At 69.0% G+C, this 26,194-nt stretch carries 23 protein-coding genes and 1 pseudogene; 11 read left to right on the forward strand and 13 right to left on the reverse strand.

The annotated features are described in order from the left end of the window. Positions 1-13 precede the first annotated feature (13 nt). Both pheS and ACL03I_RS17375 read right to left on the reverse strand, forming a co-directional pair. Positions 14-1,075 carry a phenylalanine--tRNA ligase subunit alpha gene (gene pheS / locus ACL03I_RS17370; RefSeq protein ID WP_355080644.1) on the reverse strand — a complete coding sequence of 354 codons (1,062 nt, stop codon included), beginning with the start codon at positions 1,073-1,075 and terminating at the stop codon, positions 14-16. A gap of 328 nt (positions 1,076-1,403) precedes the next feature. Beyond that, entirely contained in the window at positions 1,404-2,831 is a 1,428-nt protein-coding gene (locus ACL03I_RS17375) for an MFS transporter (RefSeq protein ID WP_355080642.1), read from the reverse strand. 103 nt (positions 2,832-2,934) lie between these two features. On the opposite strand from ACL03I_RS17375, the gene ACL03I_RS17380 reads away from it, so the two are divergent. Continuing rightward, complete coding sequence (locus ACL03I_RS17380) at positions 2,935-3,507, forward strand: TetR/AcrR family transcriptional regulator (protein WP_355080640.1); 573 nt, start codon at positions 2,935-2,937, stop codon at positions 3,505-3,507. 282 nt (positions 3,508-3,789) lie between these two features. Here ACL03I_RS17380 and ACL03I_RS17385 read toward each other — a convergent pair whose 3' ends face one another. The 4 genes from ACL03I_RS17385 to infC form a co-directional block, all read right to left on the reverse strand. Next, on the reverse strand, positions 3,790-4,581 hold the full coding sequence (locus ACL03I_RS17385) for a TrmH family RNA methyltransferase (RefSeq protein ID WP_356967886.1): 792 nt from the start codon (positions 4,579-4,581) through the stop codon (positions 3,790-3,792). 40 nt (positions 4,582-4,621) lie between these two features. Beyond that, the gene (gene rplT / locus ACL03I_RS17390; protein ID WP_039797323.1) at positions 4,622-5,002 is read right to left on the reverse strand and encodes a 50S ribosomal protein L20; all 381 of its coding nucleotides are present in this window, start codon (positions 5,000-5,002) and stop codon (positions 4,622-4,624) included. A 110-nt stretch (positions 5,003-5,112) separates the two neighbouring features. Then, positions 5,113-5,307, reverse strand: coding sequence for a 50S ribosomal protein L35 (gene rpmI, locus ACL03I_RS17395; RefSeq protein WP_355078204.1), 195 nt, complete (start codon positions 5,305-5,307; stop codon positions 5,113-5,115). Between the two features lie 58 nt (positions 5,308-5,365). Then, entirely contained in the window at positions 5,366-6,031 is a 666-nt protein-coding gene (infC, locus tag ACL03I_RS17400) for a translation initiation factor IF-3 (protein WP_379255697.1), read from the reverse strand. A gap of 336 nt (positions 6,032-6,367) precedes the next feature. On the opposite strand from infC, the gene ACL03I_RS17405 reads away from it, so the two are divergent. The 3 genes from ACL03I_RS17405 (at position 6,368) to ACL03I_RS17415 (ending at position 7,762) form a co-directional block, all read left to right on the forward strand. Next, positions 6,368-6,496 carry a hypothetical protein gene (locus ACL03I_RS17405; protein ID WP_355078205.1) on the forward strand — a complete coding sequence of 43 codons (129 nt, stop codon included), beginning with the start codon at positions 6,368-6,370 and terminating at the stop codon, positions 6,494-6,496. Between the two features lie 4 nt (positions 6,497-6,500). Next, complete coding sequence (locus ACL03I_RS17410; protein WP_355078206.1) at positions 6,501-6,842, forward strand: DUF1844 domain-containing protein; 342 nt, start codon at positions 6,501-6,503, stop codon at positions 6,840-6,842. Between the two features lie 209 nt (positions 6,843-7,051). Then, complete coding sequence (locus ACL03I_RS17415) at positions 7,052-7,762, forward strand: alpha/beta fold hydrolase (RefSeq protein WP_355078207.1); 711 nt, start codon at positions 7,052-7,054, stop codon at positions 7,760-7,762. 52 nt (positions 7,763-7,814) lie between these two features. On the opposite strand, the gene uvrA is transcribed toward ACL03I_RS17415, so the two are convergent. Beyond that, a complete protein-coding gene (uvrA, locus tag ACL03I_RS17420; RefSeq protein WP_412806482.1) occupies positions 7,815-10,766 on the reverse strand; it encodes an excinuclease ABC subunit UvrA in 2,952 nt (983 codons plus the stop codon). Positions 10,767-11,273: 507 nt separating this feature from the next. Between uvrA and ACL03I_RS17425 the strand changes: the two genes are divergently transcribed. Further along, positions 11,274-12,830: a sensor histidine kinase gene (locus tag ACL03I_RS17425; RefSeq protein WP_364430349.1), complete on the forward strand. Its 1,557-nt coding sequence runs from the start codon at positions 11,274-11,276 to the stop codon at positions 12,828-12,830. Positions 12,831-12,833: 3 nt separating this feature from the next. Here the strand turns inward: ACL03I_RS17425 and ACL03I_RS17430 are convergent, their stop codons facing one another. Together ACL03I_RS17430 and ACL03I_RS17435 are read right to left on the reverse strand one after the other, a co-directional pair. Continuing rightward, positions 12,834-13,616, reverse strand: a complete 783-nt coding sequence (locus ACL03I_RS17430; RefSeq protein WP_397279384.1) for a sigma 54 modulation/S30EA ribosomal C-terminal domain-containing protein — start codon at positions 13,614-13,616, stop codon at positions 12,834-12,836. A gap of 162 nt (positions 13,617-13,778) precedes the next feature. Then, the gene (locus tag ACL03I_RS17435; protein WP_355078341.1) at positions 13,779-14,921 is read right to left on the reverse strand and encodes a beta-ketoacyl synthase N-terminal-like domain-containing protein; all 1,143 of its coding nucleotides are present in this window, start codon (positions 14,919-14,921) and stop codon (positions 13,779-13,781) included. Positions 14,922-15,200: 279 nt separating this feature from the next. Between ACL03I_RS17435 and ACL03I_RS17440 the strand changes: the two genes are divergently transcribed. The 3 genes and pseudogenes from ACL03I_RS17440 to ACL03I_RS17450 all read left to right on the forward strand — a co-directional run bounded on the left by ACL03I_RS17440 (position 15,201) and on the right by ACL03I_RS17450 (position 19,314). Next, on the forward strand, positions 15,201-16,550 hold the full coding sequence (locus tag ACL03I_RS17440) for a diguanylate cyclase domain-containing protein (RefSeq protein WP_355078211.1): 1,350 nt from the start codon (positions 15,201-15,203) through the stop codon (positions 16,548-16,550). A gap of 10 nt (positions 16,551-16,560) precedes the next feature. Then, a pseudogene (locus ACL03I_RS17445) lies at positions 16,561-16,845 on the forward strand (antibiotic biosynthesis monooxygenase family protein); the annotation flags it as partial. Between the two features lie 171 nt (positions 16,846-17,016). Beyond that, positions 17,017-19,314 (forward strand): HelD family protein, encoded by a 2,298-nt coding sequence (locus ACL03I_RS17450; protein WP_412806483.1) that lies wholly within the window; start codon positions 17,017-17,019, stop codon positions 19,312-19,314. 82 nt (positions 19,315-19,396) lie between these two features. Here ACL03I_RS17450 and ACL03I_RS17455 read toward each other — a convergent pair whose 3' ends face one another. The 3 genes from ACL03I_RS17455 to ACL03I_RS17465 form a co-directional block, all read right to left on the reverse strand. Further along, positions 19,397-19,849, reverse strand: coding sequence for a universal stress protein (locus tag ACL03I_RS17455; RefSeq protein ID WP_355078212.1), 453 nt, complete (start codon positions 19,847-19,849; stop codon positions 19,397-19,399). 486 nt (positions 19,850-20,335) lie between these two features. Then, positions 20,336-20,749, reverse strand: a complete 414-nt coding sequence (locus ACL03I_RS17460; protein ID WP_355078213.1) for a DoxX family protein — start codon at positions 20,747-20,749, stop codon at positions 20,336-20,338. 28 nt (positions 20,750-20,777) lie between these two features. After that, positions 20,778-21,680 (reverse strand): helix-turn-helix domain-containing protein, encoded by a 903-nt coding sequence (locus tag ACL03I_RS17465; protein ID WP_355078214.1) that lies wholly within the window; start codon positions 21,678-21,680, stop codon positions 20,778-20,780. Positions 21,681-21,732: 52 nt separating this feature from the next. Here ACL03I_RS17465 and ACL03I_RS17470 point away from each other — a divergent pair, with 52 nt between their 5' ends. After that, a complete protein-coding gene (locus tag ACL03I_RS17470) occupies positions 21,733-22,203 on the forward strand; it encodes a VOC family protein (RefSeq protein WP_355078215.1) in 471 nt (156 codons plus the stop codon). Between the two features lie 65 nt (positions 22,204-22,268). On the opposite strand, the gene uvrB is transcribed toward ACL03I_RS17470, so the two are convergent. Further along, entirely contained in the window at positions 22,269-24,458 is a 2,190-nt protein-coding gene (gene uvrB, locus ACL03I_RS17475) for an excinuclease ABC subunit UvrB (protein ID WP_356967868.1), read from the reverse strand. Between the two features lie 500 nt (positions 24,459-24,958). Here uvrB and ACL03I_RS17480 point away from each other — a divergent pair, with 500 nt between their 5' ends. Next, positions 24,959-25,609 (forward strand): ribonuclease FAU-1 family protein, encoded by a 651-nt coding sequence (locus ACL03I_RS17480; protein WP_412806484.1) that lies wholly within the window; start codon positions 24,959-24,961, stop codon positions 25,607-25,609. A 57-nt stretch (positions 25,610-25,666) separates the two neighbouring features. Beyond that, entirely contained in the window at positions 25,667-26,191 is a 525-nt protein-coding gene (locus tag ACL03I_RS17485) for a ribonuclease FAU-1 family protein (RefSeq protein ID WP_355078218.1), read from the forward strand. The last annotated feature ends 3 nt before the right edge of the window (positions 26,192-26,194 follow it).

Genomic DNA, 26,194 nt, shown 5'->3' on the forward strand with positions numbered 1-26,194 from the left:
TCGAAGGGTGGGGTCAGGACCGGATACCGAAGGGCAGCGTGAAACGCACGTCGCCCTCGACGATGTCGCGCATGTCCGGGATGCCGTTGCGGAACTGCAGCGTGCGCTCCAGGCCCATGCCGAAGGCGAACCCGCTGTACACCTCGGGGTCGATCCCGCTGGCGATCAGCACCTTCGGGTTCACCATGCCGCAGCCGCCCCATTCGACCCAGCCCGCACCGCCCTTCTTGTCCGGGAACCACACGTCGACCTCGGCGGAGGGCTCGGTGAACGGAAAGTAGTTGGGCCGCATGCGCGTGCGGGTCTGTGGTCCGAACAGCGCGCGAGCGAACGCGTCCAGCGTGCCGCGCAGATGCGCCATGGTCAGGCCCTTGTCCACCGCCAGGCCTTCGACCTGGGAGAACACCGGTGTGTGCGTGGCGTCCAGTTCGTCGGTGCGGAAGGTGCGGCCCGGGCAGACCACGTAGATCGGCAGCTCGCGTTCCAGCATCGAACGCACCTGCACCGGCGAGGTGTGCGTGCGCAGCACTTGGCGCGAGCCCTCCGGCGCGATGTGGAAGGTGTCCTGCATGGTGCGGGCCGGATGGTCGGGCAGGAAGTTCAACGCGTCGAAGTTGAAGTGCTCGGTCTCCACCTCGGGACCTTCGGCGACCTCCCAGCCCATCGCGACGAACACGTCGGCGATCTGCTCGGAGATGACGGTGATCGGATGCCGCGCGCCGACGGCCGCCCGGCGTGCGGGCAGCGTCACGTCGATGGTCTCGGCGACCAGCACGGCGGCGTCGCGCTCGGCCAGCAACGCGGCGCGGCGGGACTCGAATGCCTCCGACACCCTGGACCTGGCGACGTTGACCCGTTTGCCCGCGTCCGCCTTCTCCGTCTTGGGCAGGCCGCCCAGCGCGCGTTGGGCCAGCGCCAGCGGCGCCTTACCGCCGAGGTGCTCGGTTTTCGCGACCGCGAGCGCATCCAGGTCGGCGGCAGCGGCGAACGCCTTCTCGGCGGCCGCCGCGGCCGCGGCCAGTGCCTCCTCGGTCAGCGCCGCGTTCTGCTCGCCTGCGTCGATGTCGTCGGCCACGATGCTCCGTCTCTCCCCTGGGGATCAATTCGCGGGCACCGCTGCACGCCTGCCCGCATTGCTGCTGGTCGCAATCGTATTCGATGGGCCTCGGCGGATTCACGCGGATTACCCGCCACGCCGCGCGAGCCGTGTGGTACCCGCGAGCCGGACGGGCGCGCGCCGGCCCCGCTCCACTACCCGTCCGGAACGGCGCGACTCATCACAGGCTCGCAGGCGGTGACCGGTCAGGGCAGCGAAAGACCAGCTCCGACAGCCGCCGCGAAACGCCCGGCCCTGGCCGATACCCAGTGACCGGGCGCTCCGCGATCAGCGCGCGACAGTGCGGTCAGCGCGCGGCGGTGATGTGGCGGGGCAGCAACCGCGACCCCAGCGCGCCGACCGCCACGATCGCGGCACCCACCCACACCGCGGGCACCAGTCCGTCGACGTAGCTCTGCGGATCCAGGTACGAGCCCCGCGCCGCGAACACCGACGCCAGCACCGCGACGCCCATGGCGACACCGACTTCCCGCAGGGTGTTGTTGGTTCCAGACGCCATCGCGCGATCCTCCTCCGCCGCGGCGGCCATCACCACGGTCGCGCCGGGCGCGAAAGTCAGGCCCATGCCGATCCCGCCGAGCAGGAACGGACCGACGAACGACAGGTAACTCGCGTCGACGGAAGTGACCAACGCCATCCAGCCCAGCGCGACGGCGAGCAATGTCTGCCCGGTGGTGAGCAGCGCACGGGCGCCGACCTTGTCGACGATCAAACCCGCCAGCGGAGCGACCACCATCGGCGCCATCGTCCACGGCATGGTGCGGATGCCGGATTGCAGCGGTCCGTAGCCCTGCACGACCTGGAAGTACTGGGCCAGCAGGAAGATCGAGCCGAAGACGCCCATCGAGAAGGTGAAGCCGGTCATGTTGCTCACCCGGAACGCGCGGGAGCGGAACAGACGCAGCGGCAGCATCGGCTCCCGCGTGCGCAGCTCCCAGGCGATCAGGCAACCGAGCAGCAACACGCCACCGACCAGCGCGGACAGCACGCCACGAGACGTCCAGCCATCATCGGCGCCGTGGATGACGCCCCACACCACCGCCAGCACGCCGCCCGCCGACAGCAGCAGTCCCAGCAGGTCGACTCGTCGGCTGCCGCCGTGCGACTCCGCCAGCACCCGCAGCGCGAACGGCAGCACGACCAGGCCGATCGGCACGTTCACCCAGAAGATCCACTGCCAGCTCAGCCCTTCGACGACCGCGCCGCCGATGAGCGGCCCCAGCGCGACGCCGAGGCCGGCGATCCCGCCCCAGATGCCGATGGCGGCGCTGCGCATCTTCTCCGGCACCGCCGCCGACAACAGTGTCAGCGACAGTGGCATCACCCCCGCCGCGCCGAATCCCTGTACCGCCCGCGCCGCGATGAGCATGCCCGGTCCGGTCGCCAGCGCGCAGACCGCGGACGCCAGTGTGAACAGCGCGATGCCGAGCAGGAAGATCCGCCGCCTGCCCAGTCGGTCACCGACCGCGGACGCGGTGAGCAACAGCGAGGCGAACGACAGCGTGTAGGCGTTGACGAACCATTGCAGGTCGGCCAGCGAGGCGCCCAGCTCGGTGCGGATCACCGGCAGCGCGTTCGTCACGACCAGGTTGTCCAGCGTGACCATGAACATCGGGATACCGACCGCGGCGAGGACGGCGGCGAGCCTGCGACCGCCGATCGTCGCCTCGGGCGCGGCGACGGTCGCCGTGGCGGATGGAAGGGTCTCGGTCATGTCCAGTCCTTGTTGTAATCGACTGATAACTAATGCTCGAAACGGTATGCATCGACTGATAACATGTCAAGAGCAAGGCCGGTACCAGCGAAAACGGAGAACGATGGCGACCAGAACCAGGATGACGGCGTCCGAACGGGGCGAGCAGGTGCTGCGCGCGGCGGTCTCCGCGTTCGCCGAATGCGGTTACGCCGCTACCAGGACCGACGAGATCGCCCGGCGAGCGGGCGTGTCACAGCCCTACGTGATCCGGCTGTTCGGCACCAAGCAGAACCTGTTCCGCGCCGCCCAGCACCGCGTCTGCGACCGGATCGAGGAGATCTTCCGCGCCGCGCGCGCCGAGGCATCGCCCGAGGCGGCCCCCGACGAAGCCCTCGCCGCCCTCGCCACCGGCTATTCGGTCTTCCTCGCCGAACGCGAACTGCTCCAACTTCTGCTGCACGGCTTCGCGGCCAGCGCGGACCCGGAGATCGGCGACCAGGTCCGGGCCAGGTTCGGCGGTATCTACCACCTGATCCGCGAACTGACCGGAGCACCGGAAACCGAGGCGCGCCGCTTCCTCTCCACCGGAATGCTGCTCACCGTCATGAGCGCCATGCGAGTAGCGGGGCCGGACGCGGTACCCGCGACGTGGGCGACGGAGATCTTGGAGAACTTGAGCACCGAAGGCGACTGAATTCCATTCGCGGCCCGGCTCGCGCTCGGGCCTGCGCGCCCCGGGACACCCTCAGCACCGGTCAGGCACCCGAGCTACATGCGAATGTCCCGAGCTCGAACGCCAACGCGGCCGGCGCACCGTCACTCCAGGTTTCGAGCGAAGCGAGACCGAGCCTGTTCCGTTGGCAGTCTGGCTCGCGTTTGCGCGGCCGCCGCGCACGCGACGAAGGAGCAAGCGGCGGCCGCGCAAACGCGAGCCACAAGGGGGCCGCGAACACCCAGCGCCGCAGGCGCTGGAGATCTAATACCGCACGCGCGAGTTCGCGTACAGGCAGATCGCGGCGGCCGTCGCCAGATTCAGGCTCTCGGCGCGGCCGCGAATGGGAATGCGGACGCGGTGGTCGGCGCGGCGCGCGACGGCTGGGTCGAGGCCGTGCGCCTCGTTGCCGAACAGCCAGGCCACCGGTTCGGTGAACAATTCGTCGGCGTCGTCGAGGTCGACCTCGCCGTTCGCCGCCGTAGCGAGGATCGTGATGCCCGCCGCGGCGATCGCATCCAGCGTCTCGGCGACATCGCGGTGCCGGGCGATCGGCACATGGAAGATGCTGCCCGCGCTGGCTCGCACGCATTTGCCGTTGTGCGGGTCGACCGTGTCGCCCGCCAGCACCACGCCGTCGGCGCCGACCGCATCGGCGACTCGGATGACCGTGCCGGCGTTTCCCGGCTCGGCCATCTCGACCGGGACGGCGAGCATCCGGGGTCCGGCGTCGAGGATCGTGGCCAAGGGCACGTCGAGCAGATCGCAGACCGCCACCAAGCCCGGCGCCGTGACCGTTTCCGCGAGATGCTCCGCCGCGCGGTCGCTGACCAGCGTGGTGCGGACGCCCGCCGCGGACGCCCCCGCGATAAGCGCGTGGTCGCGTTCGGCGGCCGCCTGCGAATAGAACAGCTCGTGGACGCGCGCGGTCTCCAAGGCCGCGGCGACGGCATTGGCTCCTTCGGCGAGGAATCGGCCCGCTTTGCGGCGCTGCGCTCCGCGTTGCAGCTTGACAGCGGAAACGACCCGCGGATTGCGCTCACTGAGCGCTTCCACGGGTCGTTCCGAAAGTCGTCCGGGTGTCAACGAACGCGACTCAGGCGGCCGGCGCGTTGACATCCTGCGGCAGGGCGGCCTTGGCGACCGCGACGAGGCCGGCGAACGCCTCGGCGTCCGACACCGCGAGCTCGGCGAGGATCTTGCGGTCCACCTCCACACCGGCGGCCTTCAGGCCCTGGATGAAGCGGTTGTAGGTGATGTCGTTGATCCGCGCGGCGGCGTTGATGCGCGCGATCCACAGCTTGCGGAAGTCACCCTTGCGCGCCCGGCGGTCCCGGTAGGCGTAGGTGAGCGAGTGCAGCTGCTGCTCCTTGGCCTTGCGGTACAGCCGCGAGCGCTGGCCGCGGTAGCCCTTGGAGGCCTCGAGGATGGAACGGCGCTTCTTCTGAGCGTTGACGGCCCTTTTGACGCGTGCCACTGGTCAGTCCTGTTCGATCTGGGGGCGCGGGGCGGCGCCCGGAAATGGGTCGGGGTGGCGACGGAGGTAACTCCGGTCGCGAGTGCGTGCCGGTCTGCGCGCGGGCGCGATCAGAGACCGAGCAGCTTCTTCACGCGACGGACGTCGGCGGAGGCGACGACTTCCACACCGTCCAGACGACGAGTCCGGCGGCTGGGCTTGTGCTCGAACAGGTGGCGACGGTTCGCCTGCTGGCGCAGCAGCTTGCCTTTGCCGGTCACCTTGAATCGCTTCGAGGCGCCGCTGTGCGTCTTCATCTTCGGCATGGATTCCTCTATCTGTCGTCCCGGCGGTCGGGGCGGACCGCCGGTGTTCTGATCGGTGTTACTGCGGGCCGGCCGTCTCGGCCTGCTCCGGGGCGGGCTGACCGGCCGGGGCGGCGCTGGGCGCCGGGCGCGAAGCCGACTCCTGCTGCGCCTTCACCCGGGTCTTCGCGCCCTTGTGGGGGGCGAGGACCATGGTCATGTTGCGACCGTCCTGCTTGGCCGAGGTTTCCACGAAACCGAGATCGGCGACGTCGGACGCCAGCCGCTGCAGCAGCCGGAAACCGAGTTCGGGGCGGGACTGCTCGCGTCCCCGGAACATGATCGTCACCTTGACCTTGGACCCGGCCTCGAGGAAGCGCACGACGTTGCGCTTCTTGGTCTCGTAGTCGTGGTCGTCGATCTTCGGGCGGAGCTTCTGCTCCTTGATCACCGTCTGCTGCTGGTTCTTCCGAGACTCGCGCGCCTTCTGCGCCGTCTCGTACTTGAACTTGCCGTAGTCCATGATCTTGCAGACCGGCGGACGGGCATCCGGTGCCACCTCGACCAGATCGAGGTCGGCTTCGAGGGCGACGCGTAGTGCATCTTCAACACGCACGATCCCAACCTGCTCGCCGCCCGGTCCGATGAGCCGGACCTCGGGAACACGGATGCGATCGTTGATGCGGGTCTCAGTGCTGATGGGGCCTCCTAGGTCAAGCGGTGTCGTCAGACGACCGCGCGCAATAACTGCAACCCCTGTTCAACACGAAGGCCCCGGTGCGGTATTCCGCGCACGGGGCCCGATGTCGACCGATCACCGACCACGAGCGAACTCGGGTCGACTCTCGCGCGGCAGGGTTCTCCATGAGAACCCCGGCACGAGAAACCCACCCTCGCGGGTGAGTGACCGGACCGCTGGACCGTACGATGACTCGTCGGCAACGGTGGGAGTCGGGCTCCACTTATCAGCCCCGGGGCAGCCCGGGGCGGTCGTCAGCGGAAAGTCTAACATTCCGTTCGGCTATCGCCGAATCGGCCGCGAATCATTGCCCGGCCGCGTCCGGCATGCCACGCTCCCCCGGTGCCCACACCACCCCGCGACCTGCTGCGATGGCAGTTCGACCTGACCTGGTCACTCGCCGGGATCCACCTCGCCGACATCACCGAGATCGGCCACCTCCGGATGCTCCGGGCGGCGTCGCTAGCCTGAAGGCATGACTGACGAGCTCGACGCCTCCGTACGCGAACTGGCCGACATCCCCGCGGTCGAGGTGATCAGCCGCGCCGCCGTGATGCTGATGAGTTCGGCGGCCGAGAAGCTCGGGCTGGCGGACGAGGACCCCGAGACCAGCCCGCGCCGCGACCTGGACGAGGCACGCCGCGTGATCACCGCGCTGGCCGGACTCGTGACGGCGTCGGTGGAGTACCTGGGGCCCCACGCCGGACCCATGCGCGAGGGATTGCAGTCGCTGCAACGTGCGTTCCGTGAGTCCTCCGCGCATCCCGATGAGCCGGGCAAAGGCCCGGGCGAGAAGTACACCGGCCCGGTCTACTGACCTCGTTCGGTTCCGAGCCGATGGGAGTAGACACCGCGCCGCGCCGACCATCGACCGGCCGCAGCGGGTCAGGCACCCGCCCCGATCGATCCTCCGCGTTCCGCCCGGTCGAGAAGAGAATTCCGAAGTAAGGGCGGCATTATGAGCGAAATACCGGTGGGTACAACGATGTTTAGGAAATATCCCAACGGGTAGGGCACAGTGAGCCCATGGCTACTCGGATTCTTCTCGCTCCCGGATTCTGGCTCGGTGCATGGGCGTGGGACGAGGTGGCACCCGACCTGCGGCGGCGTGGCAACGAGGTGGTGGCGCTCACGCTGCCCGGCCTGGACGAAGCCGACCCCGACCGGTTGTCGGCCACCCTGGAATGCCAGGCGCAGGCCGTCATCGACGCGGTGCCCGCGGGCGAGACCGTCGTGCTCGTCGCGCACTCCGGCGGCGCTGCGCCCGCCTACCTGGCCATCGACCGCGCGCCCGAGCTGTTCCGCCGGGCGATCTACGTCGACAGCGCGCCGCTACCGAACGGCTTCGTCATCAACTCGGCGCTGGATGTCGCCGCGCGAGAATGGGTCCTGCCGGAATGGCCGGAGCTGGAGTCCGCGGGCAACAGCTTGGCGGGCCTGGACGAGGCCGTCTTGGCGCGCTTTCGCGAGCGCGCCGTGCCGGAGCCCGCTTCCGTCGCGGCCGCGCCGCTGCGGCTGAGCGATTCCACCGCCCGGTTGACGATCCCGACCACCGTGATCTGCAGCAGCATGACCGCCGACGTGGTCAAGAAGCTGCGCGACAACGGTGACGCCGCCCTCTTCGCCGAGCTGGCGCGCATCGACGCCGAATACGTCGACCTGCCCACCGGGCACTGGCCGATGTGGTCCAAGCCTAAGGAACTCGCCGAACTGATCCACACCATCGCCAACCGCTGAGCCGAAGCGGGCGCGGTCCGAGTCCCCGACCGCGCCCGCTTCGGACGAGAGGTCAGCCGACCGCCGCGGCCTTCTTCGCCGGACGCTTGGTGGGCTTGGCCGCGGTCTTCTTCGCCGGAGCCTTCTTCGCGACGCTCTGCGGCGCGGGTGGCTGGTCCAGCACTTCCTTCAGGAACTGACCGGTGTAGCTGTCCGCGACGCCCGCGACCTCCTCCGGCGTGCCCTCCGCCACCACGGCGCCGCCGCCGGAGCCGCCCTCGGGACCCATGTCGATCACCCAGTCGGAGGTCTTGATGACGTCCAGGTTGTGCTCGATGACGATCACCGTGTTGCCCTTGTCCACCAGGCCGTTGATGACGTTCAGCAGCTTGCGGATGTCCTCGAAGTGCAGGCCCGTGGTCGGCTCGTCGAGGATGTACACCGTGCGGCCGGTGGACCGCTTCTGCAACTCGGCGGCGAGTTTCACTCGCTGGGCCTCACCACCGGAGAGGGTGGGAGCGCTCTGGCCGAGACGTACGTAGCCGAGCCCGACGTCCACCAGGGTCTTGAGGTAGCGGTGGATCGAGGTGACCGGTTCGAAGAACTCGGCGGCTTCCTCGATGGACATGTCCAGCACCTCGGCGATGGTCTTGCCCTTGTAGTGCACCTCGAGGGTTTCCCGGTTGTAGCGGGCGCCGTGGCACACCTCGCAGGGGACGTAGACGTCCGGCAGGAAGTTCATCTCGATCTTCAGCGTGCCGTCGCCGGAGCAGGCCTCGCAGCGACCGCCCTTGACGTTGAAGGAGAACCGGCCCGGCTGGTATCCGCGCACCTTCGCCTCGGTGGTGGCCGCGAACAGCGTGCGGATCTTGTCGAAGACGCCGGTGTAGGTGGCCGGGTTGGACCGTGGCGTCCGGCCGATCGGCGACTGGTCCACCTGCACCAGCTTGTCCAGGTGGTCGAGCCCGTTGACCCGGGTGTGCCTGCCCGGCACCTGCCGGGCGCCGTTGAGCCGGTTCGCCAGCACTGTGGCCAGGATGTCGTTCACCAAGGTCGACTTGCCCGACCCGGAGACGCCCGTCACCGAGGTGAGCACACCGAGCGGGAAGGCGACGTCGATGCCCTTCAGGTTGTGCTCGCTCGCCCCGACCACGGTGAGCTGCCGCTTCTTGGTGACCGGGCGGCGCACCAGCGGCACGTCGATGCGTTCCCGGCCCGACAGATATGCCCCGGTGAGCGAGTTCGGATCGGTGAGCAACTCTTCGTAGGGCCCGCTGTGCACCACCGTGCCGCCGTGCTCGCCGGCGAACGGGCCGATGTCGACCACCCAGTCCGACGCGCGGATGGTGTCCTCGTCGTGCTCGACCACGATCAACGTGTTGCCCAGATTGCGCAGCCGCGTGAGGGTTTCGATGAGCCTGCGGTTGTCCCGCTGGTGCAGGCCGATGGACGGCTCGTCGAGCACGTACAGCACACCGACCAAGCCGGAGCCGATCTGGGTGGCGAGCCGGATCCGCTGCGCCTCGCCGCCGGAGAGGGTGGCCGCCGCGCGGGACAGCGTGAGGTACTCCAGGCCGACATCGAGCAGGAAGCCCAGCCGCGCCTGCACCTCCTTGAGCACCTGCCCCGCGATCGCCGCCTCGCGCTCGCCCAGGGTGAGCGAGTTCAGGAACGCCGAGCACTCGCCGATGGACAGATCGCTGACGTCGGCGATGGACTTCTTGTCGCCGTTCGCGGCGATGGTGACGGCGAGGATCTCCGGGCGCAGCCTGGCGCCGTTGCACACCGGGCACGGGATGTCGCGCATGTACCCGTCGTAGTGCTCTTTCATCTGCTCGGACTCGGTGTTCTCCATGCGCCGCTGCAGGAACGGCATCACGCCCTCGAAGTCCGCGTAGTACGAGCGCTTGCGGCCGTAGCGGTTGGTGTAGGAGACGTGCACCTGGTCGGCGCTGCCCTCCAGCACGGCCTTGCGCGCCTTGGGCGGCAGATCCTGCCACGGGGTGTCCATGGAGAAGCCGATGGAATCGGCGAGGCCCGAGAGCAGCCGGGTGAAGTACTCGGCGGTCTGGCCGCGCGACCACGGCGCGATGGCGCCGTCGTTCAGGCTCAGCGCCGGGTCGGGCACCACCAGTTCCGGGTCGACCTCCTTGCGGATGCCGAGGCCGGTGCAGTCCGGGCAGGCGCCGTAGGGCGAGTTGAACGAGAAAGAGCGGGGCTCCAGGTCCTCGATGTCGAGCGGGTGGCCGTTCGGGCAGGCGAGGCGCTCGGAGAAGCGGCGCTCCCGGTCGTGCGCGTGCTCGTCGCGATCGACGAAGTCGAGCACCACGATGCCGTCGGCCAGGCGCAGCGCGGTCTCGATGGAATCCGTCAGGCGCTGCTTGGAACTCGGCTTCACCGCCAGGCGGTCGACGACGACCTCGACGTCGTGCTTCTCCTGCTTCTTCAGCTTCGGCGGATCGGTGAGCGGATACACCACGCCGTCCACCCGCACGCGGGAGTAGCCCTGGGTGTTGAGCTGGTCGAACAGGTCGACGAACTCGCCCTTGCGGGTGCGCACCACCGGCGCGAGCACCTGGAATCGGATGCCCTCCTCCATGGCCAGCACCTGGTCGACGATCTGTTGCGGCGTCTGCTTTGCGATCAGCTCGCCGCAGACGGGGCAGTGCGGCGTACCTGCTCGCGCGTAGAGCAGCCGCAGATAGTCGTAGACCTCGGTGATGGTGCCCACGGTCGAGCGCGGGTTGCGGTTGGTCGACTTCTGGTCGATGGACACCGCGGGCGAGAGGCCTTCGATGAAGTCGACATCGGGCTTGTCCATCTGACCGAGGAACTGCCGCGCGTACGCCGACAGCGACTCGACGTAGCGCCGCTGCCCCTCCGCGAAGATCGTGTCGAAGGCCAGGCTCGACTTGCCGGAGCCGGACAGACCGGTGAACACGATGAGGCTGTCGCGGGGCAGGTCGAGATCGACACCCTTGAGGTTGTGCTCCCGAGCTCCGCGCACAGTGAGGCGTTCCGCCACGGCCGTCCCTTCTCCTTCGTGTTCGGCGTCCAGACATACCCCCGGCCGCCATGCTAGGCATGGGCACCGACAAGTTTCGCGGACCGGCCGTCACCTGGGCGAATGACGGGACCCCTGTGGCCGGACGTTGCGGATGAGCCGGGAAACGGGCCAGGACGCCTCCGTAGCATCGCCCTCCCGGCACCACTGGTCAACAGCGCGACGTCATTCGGCATTCCCCTGGTCGACACAGTTACGGCAGGCAGCCCGACGCAGGGCGGCCGGCGACGCCCCCAACGGATGCGCGGTGCGCGAGATCACTCCGCGGTGGTGGGATGGAAAACCTCGAGCACGCGCGGCGAACGAACTGGTCAGCACGGTGCGAGCACCCACAGACACCCACAGAAGCGCGGCGCGGATGTCTCCGGCGAGACCGGTCACCACTCCGCACAACTGCGCCCCGCGCGCACCGGTCCCCGACTAAACTGAGCCCGCTGTGCGCCCCCCACCGGCCTCCCCCACTCATCCATGACGATCCTGACCCAGCATCTCCCGTCAACGGTGCTCGACACCCTGCGCGCCCTGCTGCGAACCGCCACCCGCTCGGTCGCGGCCCGCTACGGCGCGCTCGGCATCCGCGGCCACGACGACCGGCTGGTCGAGTTCATCTTCCACGGCGTCGACGACGCGACGGCCGCCCACATCGGCCGCTCCCCCGAGGGACACGGCGTACTGGGCTTGCTGCCGGCGCACCCGCACCCGATCCGGCTGGACGATCTGTCGGAACATCCGGCCGCTGTGGGCTTTCCGCCCGGCCATCCGCCGATGGGCAGTTTCCTCGGCGTCCCGGTGCGGGTCGGCGAGGAGATCTTCGGCAATCTCTACCTCACCGAAAAGGCCGGGGGACAGTCGTTCACCGAGGACGACGAGGCCATCGTGCTCGCCATGGCCGCCGCGTCGGGTATCGCCATCGAGAACGCGAAGCTGTACGAATCCGCGCGGACCAGGCAGGCGTGGATCGAGGCGACGCGCGACATCGCGACCGAGTTCCTCGCGGGCACGGCGCCGGATCTCGTGCTCGCGCAGGTGGTGGCGCGCGCCCGCGCGCTGACCGGTTCGCAGCAGGCGCTGCTGGCCGTGGTGGCGCCGGGGACGCCGCCCGATGAAGCCACCGAACTCGTTGTGGCGCAATGGTTCGGCCCCGGAGGGGGCCCGGAGCGGGTGCGCATCGCGGATACCGCCACCGGCACGGCGTTCACTCGTCGCGCGCCGGTGCGGTTAGCCGACGCCGAATCGGTCGATCTCGGGGCCGAGGTCGGCGCGGCGGGGCCCGCGCTGGTGCTGCCACTGCAGACCGCGGACCTCGCGCTCGGTGTGCTGATCGTGGTGCGGCCACCCGGGTGTCCCCCGTACCCCGGCGAACTGGTGGACCTGACCGCCGCGTTCACCGATCAGGCGGCGCTGGCCATGCAACTGGCCCAGACCCAGCGCAGAATGCGCGAACTCGACGTGCTCGCCGACCGCGACCGCATCGCACGCGACCTGCACGACCATGTGGTCCAGCGACTGTTCGCGGTCGGGCTCGGGTTGCGGGCCACCGCGGCCCGCACCGAGGATCCCGTGGTGCGGCAACGGCTTTCGGTGGAGATGGACGGTCTGCAGGAGGTCGTGCAGGAGATCCGCACGTCGATCTTCGACCTGCACGGCGGCGACCCACTGCGCCGTCGGCTCGAGGACGCCATCCGCCAGCAGACCGCCGACGGCGCGTTCCGGACCAGTGTGCGGTTCTCCGGGCCGCTGTCGGTGGTCGGCGACGAGCTCGCCGACCACGCGGAAGCCGTGGTGCGCGAATCGGTCAGCAACGCGGTGCGCCATTCCGGCGGGAACCGGCTCGCCGTCGAGATCACCGTCGGCGACGAACTGACCGTGCTCGTCGAGGACAACGGCGCGGGGATGCCCGCGCAGGTGACACCGAGCGGTCTGGCCAACCTCGCGCAGCGTGCGAGCATGTCCGACGGTCACTGCACGGTGCAGCGGACCGACAGCGGCGGCACCAGGGTGCACTGGTCCGCGCCGCTGGCCTGAGAGTCAGGCGGGCAGCACGATCGCCAGGTCGCCGTCGTGGCGCCGGTACAGCAACCCGCCACGCCCGCTACCAGGATCGGTACAGAACAGGAACGGCAATCCCTTGTGGCACAGGATGTTCGCTGCCTCGGCCGGGTCCAGGCAGGCGGCGGGAGCCGCGTCGGCCAGGATCGGCGGGGTGCCGCGCACCGGCTCCGTCGACCGGATCGGCGGATACGTCGCCCACTGGCGGACGAGTCGCACGCCCGCCTCCGCCCAGTGCACCACCGCGTCCGCACCGGTCTCGGCGTCGATGAACAGGTGGGCGTCGTAGTCCATGGCGTCCAGCACCGCGACCGCCTCGGCGGGCGTGCAGACGGACAGGACGCACCGCTTGCGGCGCACGATCGGACGCGGCGCACCCGCGCGGGCCAGCGGAGGGCGGGCCGGATCGGGCCAGGTCCGCGTCTCACCCGCGGCCGAGCGGGCCAGTCGGCGGTCGAGCCGCTCGGCGGCGAAGGTCACCGCGAACCCGCGCGGCCCGGTGACCTGCACCCGGGTGACCACATCCCGGTGGTGGACGTCGACTTGGACCACCGTCGGCGCCTCCGGATCGGGCGGCGCGCCGAGACGCACCCGGGCGGGCCCGTCGAGATGATGCCTGCGCAGAACCCGGGTGATGGCGCGCACCGCCCGCGTCACGTCCATGGCCGAGACCTCTCCACGCGTGTTCACCGCCACTTCCGGCCCCGCGGCCGTCGTCCACTGGTCCGACGCGAATCGCAGCCCCGATGAGACCATCTGCATTGCCCCGCCTTCCGGATCGATTCGTCCCACCCCATGCCAGCACCGCGGGGGATGCCGCGAACAGGGCCGAAAGTCCCCATCGAGCGAAAAAGACTGGCGCAGGCGGAATTCAGGCTCGGCCCGGGGCGAGTGCCCGCGTCGCGCCGCGCGTGGCGGCCACGATCACGCGGCGCCGAGCACCACGACGGAGTTGTTGCCGCCCATACCGAGGGAGAGCTTCACGGTGATGCCGCCCTCGAACGGTGTGGGGCCGTCCAGCAGCCGTGGATGCGCGGGCGCGACGATCGGGGCCGCGGGCACGATGCCCCGGTCGTAGCCGAGCGCGGCGGCCGCGACCTCGACGGCGGCCGCGGCGCCCTGGCAGTGGCCCGCAAGCGGTTTCACCGCGTAGATGTGCGGGCGGTCGGCGAACACGTCCGCTAGCAGATGGTGCTCGGCCACGTCACACTGCCGGGTCCCGGTGCCGTGCGCGTTGAAATAGCGCACGTCGGCGGCGGTGACGTGCGCGGCGGCGAGCGCGCCGCGAGCGCAGTCGAGGATCTGCTCGTGTGTCGGGTCGACCGAGACCACGTGATAGGCGTCGTTGGACATGGCGCCACCGAGCACCGCCGCATAGGGCCGATCCACCGAACGGGTCAGCACGAACGCCACCGAGGCCTCGCCCATGCTGAACCCGCGACTGCCCTCCTGGAAGGGACGGCAGGCGTCCAGCGGTTCGGCGTCGGCGACCGCGGCGCCGAGCCGCACGAAACTGTCCAGCATGTCCGGGGTTGCGGACAGGTCGGTCGCCACGAAGATCACGTCGTCGGCCATGCCCGCGTCCAGCCAGAGCTTCGCGGTGATGAGCGCGACGTTGGCGGAACTGCACGCGGCGGAGATGTTCATCGCCGGGCCGTGGAAGCCGAATTCCTGCATCAGCATCGAGACCGGCGTGGACGGCAACAGCCGCAGGTAGTCCCTCGACCGGCGGCGGCCGCCGTCGACGAGGTAGAAGTCGCGCCAGTTCACCACGTCGCCGAGCACGATGGCGTGCAGCAGGCCGACGGTGCGGCCTGGCCGCCAGCCCCGGTCGCGTGCGTCGGCGACGGCCTCCCGCGCCGCCTCGTGCACGGCCCGCCCGTACCGGCTCGTGCTCACCTCGGGGTCCCCGCCGTCGGGGACGAGCGCGACCCACGCGTCGTCGTCGCGGCCGGGCCCGTAGCCCGGTTGCAGAGCCGCCGCCGACTTGCCGCTGAGCAAGCCGTCCCACAGCTGTTCACGTCCCCATCCGTACCCGGTGATCGCGCCGATCCCGGCGATGGTCATGTTGTCTCGAGGCCCCCGCGGATCGGTGCGGAACCGCGTAGCGGCGTTCGGGTCGGCACCCGGCATGTATCGCTCCTTCACCGGCTCCCAGGGCGGGCCCAACCGTCTGCCCCGCCTCGACGCAGAAACCGGTTTCTGCCATGATCGCCGGATCCGGCCCGAGAACGTGCCAGTACTGTGATCGAAGCAATAGCGTGGAGGATGTGATCTTGTCCACGTCGATACCAGAATAATCCCGTGTTCCAATGGCCATAATGGGGTCGATGATCGGGGGTTCGAGTGGGTGACGACAAGCTGGCCGCGGCGGTCGACGCCGCCGAACAGCTGGCTGCGCGCTACCGCTCCCTGGTCGAGCACACCCCGGACGGGATCTGTGTGCACGAGCGTGGCCGGGTCGTCTACGTCAACCCGGCCACCGTCCGGTTGCTCGCCGCGGAGGACGCCGAGGAGATCATCGGCCGCCCGCTGACCGACTTCGTCCACCCCGCCTCCGTCCCCTCGATGCTCGACCGCATCAGCACACTCACCACCGCGGGCGCGGCCTCGATTCCCACCGAGATGACCTTGATGCGGGTGGACGGCGGCACCGTGCCCGTGGAGACGGTGTCCGTGCTGACCGCGTGGCACGATCACCTCGCCTATCAGGTGGTCATCCACGACCTCACCGCCCAGCGCCATGCCGAGGCCGCGCAGCGCAGGGCCGAGCACTACTTCACCACGGTCGTGTCCCAGTTGGAGGAGGGCGTCGTGGTGATCGATCCGGAGGGCCGGATCGAGTCGATGAACCCGGCGGCCAAGCGCATCTTCGGTACCGAGGGGCCCGACGGCATGGTCATCGGGCGCACCATCCAGTCGTTGCCGCTGGTGCTGCTGGACGCGAACGCCCAGCCGCTGCCGCCGAGCCGCCATCCGGTGGCGCGCACGCTGGCCACGGGCGAGACGATCACCGGCTATGTCTTCGGCGTCGACCGGGTGGACGGCCAGCGGCGCTGGCTGTCGGGCAGCAGCCGCCTGCTCAATCCAGGCGATCCGCGCTCGTCGGCGGTGTCCTCCTTCGCCGACATCACCGAATTCCGCGCCAGCAGAAGGCAATTGGAGTATCAGGCCACGCACGACTCGCTGACCGGGCTGGCCAATCGCTCGCTGATCCTGTCCCAGCTGGCCGCCGCGCTGGCCAGCACCGAGGAACTGCTGCCGGTGTCCACCGTGCTGTTCATCGATCTTGACGGGTTCAAGGCGATCAACGACACGCTCGGGCACGCCATCGGCGACACCGTGCTGCAGATCGTCGCCCAGCGCCTGCAGCGCGCACTGCGCGGCGACGACATCGTCGGCAGGCTCGGCGGCGACGAATTCCTGGTCCTGCTGTCCGGCCGCACCCGCCGCGTCGACATCGACGCGCTGGTGAGCAGGCTGCGCTCCACCATGGCCGAGCCGATCATCGCGCGCGGGCACCGGATCGAGGTGAACGCCTCGATCGGCGTCACCGAACTGGGGGTGGGCGACCGGCGCAGCCCGGAGGCGGTGCTGCACGACGCGGACTTGGCGATGTACCGCGCGAAGCCGCCTGGACGGCGGGAAGGCACCGTCACCAAAGGCCGCAGACCCAACAGCACCCACGCGTCCTGACGAGCTCGCCATGATCATCGAACACGCACTTCTGCCGGTTCGCCCCGAACTCGCCGCCGATTTCGAAGCCGCCTTCGCCGCGGCACGGCCGATCATCGCGAGCATGCCCGGCTTCCGGGCGCTGTCGCTGTCGCGCGGTGTCGAGTCGCCGGGCAGCTACCTGCTCCGGGTGGAATGGGACCGGCTCGACGATCACGTCGTCGGATTCCGCGGCTCGCCGGAATATCAGCGCTGGAAGGACCTGCTACACCACTTCTACGACCCGTTCCCGGTGGTCGAGCATTTCACGCCGGTGCAGCTCACACCGCCCGCCGACCTCGCCCCCGCCCCGGCGCCGGGGGCCTCACCTGCGGTTACGGCGAGCCCGCCGCAACCCCAGTAGACTCGACAACTCTGTTTTCCGTGCGTGCACCTGCCCGATCCCGGCGGCGTGCTCGCGCCTGTTCGCGGTGACAAGGAGTTCAGTTTGCCCGACCTCACTCAGGACCGTGCCGCAGGCGGCGGCGCGCCCGAGCGGACCCGCGAAACCGATCAGGAGCAGGCCTACCTGTCGGTGCTGTACGAGCGGCTCGACGAGATGCGCGACTACGCGCGCAATCGCCTGCGCACCGTGCTGCTGGAGACCGGCGGCACGCCGCAGGCCCGCAGCGAACGGGAGTCCTTCAGTCAGCTCTACACCGAGGACCTGGCGAAATACGACGCCGCCGAACACGGCCTGTGTTTCGGCCGCATCGACCTCGACGGTGAACAGGAGGAGTACCGCTACATCGGCAGGCTCGGCATTCTCGACGAGAAGGACGACTACGAGAGCCTGCTGCTGGACTGGCGCGCCCCGCTGGCGCGGCCGTTCTACCTGGCCACCACCGCGGCGCCGGACGGGGTGACCCGGCGCAGGCACATCCGCTCGCGCAACCGCAAGGTCACCGCGATCAACGACGAGTACCTCGATCTGACCGCCGCGCGCCGGGCCGGTGTCACGGCCGCGGACGGCGGTGTCGGCAGCGAGAGCGCGCTGCTGTCCGCGCTCAACGCCGCGCGCACCGGCCACATGAACGACATCGTCGAGACCATCCAGCACGAGCAGGACGCGATCATCCGCTCCGAGCACAAGAGCGTGCTCGTGGTGCAGGGCGGGCCCGGCACCGGCAAGACCGCAGTCGCGCTGCACCGGGCGGCGTATCTGCTCTACACCTATCGGCAGCAGCTGGCCAAGAGCGGCGTGCTGATCATCGGGCCGAACGCCACCTTCCTGGACTACATCGGGCAGGTGCTGCCGTCGCTCGGCGAAACCGGCGTGCTGCTGTCCACCATCGGCGATCTGTACCCCGGCGTCCGGGCCGCGCGCGAGGACTCGTTGCGCGCGGGCGAGATCAAGGGGTCGCTGACGATACTCGAGGTGCTCAAGCAGGCCGTGCGCGACCGTCAGGAGGTGCCCGCCGAACCGATCCGGTTGGGCTTCGACGGCTATCCGGTCACGCTGGATCGCAAGATCGCCACGAAGGCCCGTGGCCGCGCCCGTTCCTCGCGCCGCCCGCACAACCTGGCGCGGCCGATCTTCGCCGCCTCGGTGGTCGATGCGCTGACCGATCAGCTCGCCGCGACCATGGGCGCCGACCTCTCCGGTGGGCCCAGTCTGCTCAGCTCGGCCGATCTCACCGAGATCCGCGACGAGATGCGCGCCGACCCGCAGATCCAGGCGGCGATCGCGAAATTGTGGCCGATCCTGTCCCCGCAGGATGTCCTGGCCGACCTGCTCGCCGACCCGAAGCGACTGGACCGGGCCGCCAGCTCGCTGGACCCGGCCGACCGCGCCGAACTGCTCCGGCCGGACGACGGGCGGTTCAGTCCGGCGGACGCACCGCTGCTGGACGAGCTGGCCGAACTGCTCGGCGTGGACGACACCGAGGAACGCGAACGCGCCCGCCGCCGCTGGCGCGCCCAGCTCGCCGAGGCGCAGGACGCCCTCGACATCCTCACCGGCTCCGCGCCCCAGGATCTGGAGGACGACCTCGATCCCGAGATTCTGATGGCCTACGACCTGATCGATGCCGGCCAGCTGGCCGAACGTCAGGACTTCCGCACCCGGCAGACGACCGCGGAGCGCGCTGCGGGCGACCGCACCTGGACCTACGGCCACGTGATCGTGGACGAGGCGCAGGAGCTGTCGGAGATGGCCTGGCGCATGGTGATGCGGCGCATCCCGAACCGGTGGGTGACGGTGGTCGGCGACGTCGCGCAGACCGGCGACCCGGCGGGCACGTCGTCGTGGCAGCGGATGCTGGAGCCCTACGTCGCGGCCCGGTGGAAGCTGACCGAACTCACCGTCAACTACCGCACCCCCGCGGAGATCATGGACGTAGCCGCCGACGTCCTCGCCGCCATCGATCCGACGGCGACCGCGCCGCGCTCGGTCCGCGAGACCGGCGTCGCGCCGCGCGCGTACCGGGTCGAGCCCGGCGACGTGCACGCGGAGGTCGCCCGGCTGGTCGCCACCGAGACGGGGCCGGGGACCACGGCGGTGATCGCGCCGCAGGCGCTGGTGGCACCGCTGGCCGACCTCGCGGGCGAATCGGTGCGCGTGCTGACCGTGCACGAGGTGAAGGGTTTGGAGTTCGACGCGGTCTATCTGGTGGAACCGCGGGACATCCTCGACGAATCGCCGCGTGGCCTCAACGATCTGTACGTCGCGCTGACCCGCGCCACCCAGCGGCTCGGCGTGGTGCACAGCGCGGACCTGCCCGCCGTGCTCGACCGGCTGCGCTGATCACCGACGCACCGGAAGACGAAAGGCTCCGTGCCACAACGCTGTTCGCGGTGGGCACGGAGCCTTTCGGCCGAGGCGGGACTCAGCGCACGGTGTGCACGATCAGGACGTCGGAGCGCGATTTGCGCGCCACATCGGAGGGCACCGAGCCGAGCAGCCGTCCGGCCAGGGTGTTCAGGCCCCGGTTACCGACGACCAGCAGATCGGCGTCGACCTCCTTGACCAGCGCCAGCAGCGATTCCACCGGCTCGCCGACGATGGCGCGCTCGACGATGTCGGCCGCACCCGCCGCGATCGCCTTGTCCCTGGCGACGCGCAGGATCTCATTGGTCGGCGCGGAACCGCGTACCTGGTAAGCCTCCTCCTTGAGCACGTCGGCCGCGGCGGCGACATCGCGGTCGTCGGTCGGGTAGTACGCGCAGGCCACGACCAGGGTCGCGCCGGACACACCGGCCAGCGCCCCTGCCTTCTCGACGGCGACATACGACGAGTCCGAGCCATCGGTACCGACGACAATGGTCCGGTAGGCGGTCATTTCTCCTCCAACTATGCGGTGTGTCGGGTGCTGCGCACGGGTTCGCCTCTGGTTCGACGGCGCGCCGGCGCGGCGACTGGGGTCGACCATAGCGGCAATCGGTGCGGAAATTTCAGAAATCGCAAGACATCACACCGGGGCCGTCCGGCCATTCCCGCCGCGTATTCGCCAGGGAATACCGGAAGGGCCGGACCAACCAGGGCAGACGCAATTTCGGAGAACTAAACTTGTGATGTGCCACAACGGCCTTCAACGCCGTTGCGGGCCTGGGATATTCATCACAGAGCCAGGTCCGTCACACGAAGATCGGTCCGCCCCGCACGTTGATCACGTGCCGGGAACGGACCGATCGGGCCCGGACTACCGTGCGGCTACGGCCACTGCCGATAGTTTGCCCAGAATATGCCGAGAATCGCTCCGATGATGTCCATGGCTTCTTCTTCCTGCGGTGAAAAGGACGCGCAATATTAGCGCGCGGAGCGCGGACTAGAGGTCGAAAAGCGGACCGGTGATGGTCAATCCGAGTTCGTCGACGTGCGCGAAGAACGCGAACAGCATCAGGGCGGCGCCCGCCAGGGCGACGTCCTTGTTGAAATGGATCATCTCGCCCTGTCTGGTCTGCGGATCGGACTCCTGCCAGAACCGGTGCATCACGGCCGCCGTCGGCAGCAGCGCGACTACCAACAGCAGCGAACCGAGGTCGGCCCAGATGCCCAACAGCACGCTGAGGCCGCCCAGCAGGAACAGCGCCCCCGAGCCGAACACTGCGGCCTTCGCCATCGGGACGCCCTTACTCCGCGCGTACCCCGCCATCGCCTCGGTCTGAGTGAAATGCCCGAGGGCGGAGGCCAGGAACAGCAGCGCGAACAACACTCGTCCGATCAACACCACGACATCCATGTCCAGCTCCTCGTCGGCTGTCCGGCAACTAAGCCCTCGCCGGGATGACCTTGGCGGTGACCTCGTTCCGGAGACGTAGGGAATTCTTGGCGTATTCCAGGGGTGCCATACCCACTTCCGCGGTGAACTCACGCGAGAAATGGGCCTGGTCGAAATAGCCCAGTTCCGCGGCCAACGCGGCGAGATCCTCGGTACGGCCTTTCGCGAGCAGATCGGCGCCGTCCTGCAATCGATAGCGCCGCAGCACCCATTTCGGCCCCGCGCCGACGTAGCGGCGGAACATGCGCTGCAGCGTGCGGGCGGGCACATCGAACCGCTCGGCGATCTGATCGACCCTGGTGAGCTCCTGGTCGGTGGCCATGGCGTCGATGATGCGCAGCACCGACCGATAGGTCGGGTCCTCGACCGCGGGGTGGTCGGCGAGGTATTCCTCGACGATGTGGCGACGCCGCTCGACAGTCGGCGCGTCCAGCACGCGTTCGGTCAAGTTCGCGGCGTCGGGCAGCACGTCGGCGAGTGGCACGGCGCGATCGCGGAACGAGCCGACATCCAGGCCGGTGAACGCGCCGAATCCGCCCGCACGGAAGCGGATGCCGAACGTCTCCCCGAGCCCGCTGAGTTCGCGGATGAATTTCGTGGTGGTCACGCCGTTGACGAATCCGCCGGTGCGCGTTTCGGATCGCTCGAAGGTGACGTTCACGCTCGGATAGGACAGGACCTCCGCCCGGTACGGCGGCCTGCCCCGCAGATCCCAGCTCACCGCCCAGTACCACTCGATGTAGCGGTCGACCGCGGGACCCGGCGGCAAGCGAACCAGAGAGCGATGCTTCGCCTGCTCGTCCGGATGCAGAATGCCCTTCGTGTCCTCGGGCGCGAAGGGATTGCGGGGCTGCGGCGGCTCGGCGGCGGATGATTCGGCGCTACGCGGCACGGTGTCGCTTTCTTACAAGACCCGGGGGCCCGGACCGGCGAAAGTAGTGGTCATGACGAACACAGTGAATCCCATTGCCGATGGCTACCACTCGATCACCTGTTTCCTCGCGGTCGGCGACGGCAACAAAGCGATCGATTTCTACACCGCCGTCTTCGAGGCCGAGGTCGTCACTCGCAACGACATGCCCGACGGGCAGCCCGCGCACGCCGAACTGAAGATCGGCGACTCGACCCTGCAGATGGGGCTGCCCATCCCGGACAACGGCGTGCTGGCGCCGAACGGCGAGTGGGTGCACACCTCGATCGTGCACTACTGCCCCGATGTCGACGCCGTAGTGCGGCGCGCCGTCGAACACGGCGCCCGCAAGGTCGAGGAGCCGCAGACCTTCGTGACCGGCGACCGGTTCGGCGTGGTGATCGATCCCTTCGGGCACCGCTGGGTGGTGCTCACCAAGGTCGAGGACGTCTCGCGCGAAGAGGCCGAGCGCCGGGTGAACGAATGGATGGCCACCCAGGCCTGACGGCTCGGCTGCCTCCGCGGTCGTTCCGGGAACGGACCGCGGAGGCAGCGCCGCTGCGCCCCGGATCAACTCAACCCGGCGGCGTCCATGCCGCGCAATTCCTTCTTCAGATCCGCGATCTCGTCGCGTAACCGCCCGGCGAGTTCGAACTGCAACTCCCGAGCCGCGTTCATCATCTGTGCGGTGAGTTCCTTCACGAGATCGGCCAGTTCGGCGCGCGGCATCGACTTGACGTCGCGGCCCTCGTACACGCCCGCGCTCACCGCCCGCCCCGGCTCGCCTTGCGCGCGTCTGCCCCGGCTGGCGTTGCGTCCGGAGCCGCCGACCTCCACCTCGGTCTCGTCGGCCTCGCGGTACACCTGATCGAGGATGTCGGCGATCTTCTTGCGCAGCGGCTTCGGATCGATGCCCATTTCCTCGTTGTAGGCGATCTGTTTCGCGCGGCGGCGTTCGGTCTCGTCGATGGCGAACTGCATCGAGTCGGTGATCTTGTCCGCGTACATGTGCACTTCGCCGGAGACGTTGCGCGCCGCGCGCCCGATCGTCTGGATCAGCGCGGTCGTGCTGCGGAGAAATCCTTCCTTGTCCGCGTCGAGGATCGCCACCAGCGACACCTCGGGCAGGTCGAGGCCCTCGCGCAGCAGGTTGATGCCCACCAGCACGTCGTATTCGCCGAGCCGCAGCTGCCGCAGCAGCTCGACGCGGCGCAAGGTGTCGATCTCGGAGTGCAGATAGCGCACCCGGACCCCCAGCCCGAGCAGGTAGTCGGTGAGGTCCTCGGCCATCTTCTTCGTGAGTGTGGTGACCAGGACCCGTTCGTCACGCTCGGTGCGCTGCCTGATCTCGTGGATCAGATCGTCGATCTGCCCCTTCGTCGGCTTCACCACGACCTGCGGATCGACCAGGCCGGTCGGCCGGATGACCTGCTCGACCACCTCGCCACCGGTCTGCCCGAGTTCGTACGGACCGGGAGTCGCCGACAGATACACCGTCTGCCCGATCCGATCGGCGAATTCCTCCCAGGTCAGCGGCCGGTTGTCCACCGCGGACGGCAACCGGAAGCCGTACTCCACCAGGTTGCGCTTGCGGGACATGTCGCCCTCGTACATACCGCCGATCTGCGGGACGGTGTTGTGCGACTCGTCGATGACGAGCAGGAAGTCCTCCGGGAAGTAATCCAGCAGCGTCGCGGGCGCCGAACCGGCCGGGCGGCCGTCGATGTGGCGGGAGTAGTTCTCGATGCCGGAGCAGAAGCCGACCTGCCGGATCATCTCCAGGTCGTATTGAGTGCGCATGCGCAGCCGTTGCGCCTCGAGCAGCTTGCCCTGACGTTCCAGCTCGGCGAGCCGGTCCTCCAGCTCGGCCTCGATGTCGTGCACCGCGCGCTCCATCCGCTCCGGGCCCGCCACGTAGTGGGTGGCGGGGAAGATCCGCAGCATGTCGACCTGACGGACGACGTCGCCGGTGAGCGGGTGCAGGTAGTACAGCGCCTCGATCTCGTCGCCGAAGAACTCGATGCGAACGGCGAGTTCCTCGTAGGACGGGATGATCTCCACGGTGTCGCCGCGCACCCGGAACGAGCCGCGGGTGAACGCCATGTCGTTGCGGGTGTACTGCACGTCGACCAGCAGCCGCAGCAGCGCGTCCCGATCGATCTCGGTGCCGACCTGCAGCTGCACCGACCGGTCGAGATACGACTGGGGCGTGCCGAGGCCGTAGATGCACGACACCGAGGCGACCACCACCACATCGCGCCGGGACAGCAGGCTCGAGGTCGCCGAATGGCGCAGCCGCTCGACGTCGTCGTTGATCGAGCTGTCCTTCTCGATGTAGGTGTCGGTCTGCGCGATGTACGCCTCGGGTTGGTAGTAGTCGTAGTAGGAGACGAAGTACTCGACGGCGTTGTTCGGCAGCATCTCGCGCAGTTCGTTGGCCAGCTGGGCGGCGAGCGTCTTGTTCGGCGCCATCACCAGCGTCGGCCGCTGCAACCGCTCGATCAGCCAGGCCGTGGTGGCCGACTTGCCCGTACCGGTGGCGCCGAGCAGCACCACGTCGCGTTCCCCCGCGGTGATCCTGCGCTCCAGTTCGGCGATCGCGGCAGGCTGGTCGCCCGCGGGCTGGTGCTCGCTGACCACCTCGAACCGGCCGCCGACGCGCTCGATCTCGCCGACCGGGCGGAACTCCGAGTGCGCGAGCGGCTGCTCGGCGGCCCTGTCCTCGAAGCCCTCCGCCGGAATCTCGGTTGCGAATGCCATGCTCACCAGCCTAGGCCCACCCACCGACAGGTTCCCGTGGACAACGGACGGTCACGAGCCGGGTGATGCCCCACGCTTCGGCGCTGTGAAACCGATCACACCGAAAGCGGTCGCCGGCCGGTCGTTCGCCGAAAGTTCCCGAGTTCGCGTGCCACCGATACGCACGGACGCGATCGAGCCGCCTGTCGGCCATCGAGAAGAAGGGGATAAGCGACACCGCGCGGTGGGTACACCGAAAGCGAATGATTTCAACGACTTTCGATGAAGCGGTGCGAGCCCGCTCCTATCATCCTCGCCGGTACGGAGTTCGCCGTGCGGCCTGCGCTCGACCGCATCCTCACAGCCCACGTACCCGCGCTCGGCGCGAACGGTTACATGTCCGAAATGTCCGTTGCGGCAACAGGTTTCGTGTGGAAGAACACCTTATCGCGAACCGCGCGAGCACCCCGACCCAGGTGTAACCTGATCTGGTTGTTCGGACGTGGTGAAGGACAAAAGCCATGAGCGGTCTGATTCCATTGCTCGTCGCCGTGCCGGCTGTGACCGGCATCGCCGGGTACGTCGCCAGAGACATCCGCGCGGTGGTTCCCTCCGTCGCCGGCGCCGTCATGGCCGCCCCACCAGGGCCGATCGCTCCCGTCAGACCGGCGCCGCACCGGCCGCGGGTGGAGTTCTTCAATCTGGCCGAACTCAGCAACACCGACGCCAAGGGCTTCGTCCGCCAGGTCGACCGCTTCCACGTCGAGCCGTGGGGCCTGTACATGGCCCGCCGGGTCGGCGGACCGGATTCGCACTACCTCGAATCCTGGTTGCTGCCGGGACTCTCGTTGCGCGCGACGCTGGCGCGGACCAACCCGGCACACCACCGGGAACCGGTCTACCGCCTCGACGTCGGCGAGTTCAGCCGGGTCGGCCAGAAACGCTGGAAGGCGGTGGACCAGTACTTGTCCATCGCCGTGCGCCGCGGCGGCACCGCCGAACTGCTCGGCGTCGACGAACTGCTCGCCGCGCATGCCGCGGGACTGGTCGAGACGGCGCAGGCGCACCGGGCGTTCGAGCGGGCCACGGCCGTGCTGGACGGGCTGGCCGCGCACGATCACCGCGTGGAGGGCTGGCTCGCCACCCACGGCATCACCCTCACCTGGATGTAGCCCGCGGATTACTGCCTCCGGCTCGACGCGCCGGGAACGGCGGTAGATTCTTGATGCATGACGCAGGCACCCATCGTCGACGTGCACCGGCCCAAAGTCGAGTACTTCAACCTCGCGGACCTGACGAACACGGATCCGAAAGGCTTCGTGCGCCCGGTCGAGAAGTACCACGTCGAGCCGTGGGGCCTGTACATGGCGCGCACCTCGGATCACCCGCAGTTCCACTACATCGAGTCCTGGTTGCTGCCGAAGCTGCACCTGCGCGCGACCATCTTCCACTACCTGCCCGCGCATCGGCGCGACCAGGACTATTACCTCGACATCGGTGAATTCACGCCGGTCGCCCCGAAGAAGTGGAAGTCCGTCGATCACTACCTCGACATCGTCGTGCGCTCCGCACGCGAGACGCAGCTGCTCGACGTCGACGAGCTGATCGCCGCGCACGCCGCGGGCCTGATCAGCCTCGCCGACGCCGAGGCGGCGGTGCAGCACGCCACCGCCGCCATCGACGGCATCGCCGCGAACGGTCACACCTTCGAGGGCTGGCTGGAGACCATGGACATCACCTTGACCTGGCTGTAGTAC

Origin of the sequence: Nocardia sichangensis, assembly GCF_047200615.1 — a bacterium.
Lineage (GTDB): Bacteria > Actinomycetota > Actinomycetes > Mycobacteriales > Mycobacteriaceae > Nocardia > Nocardia sichangensis.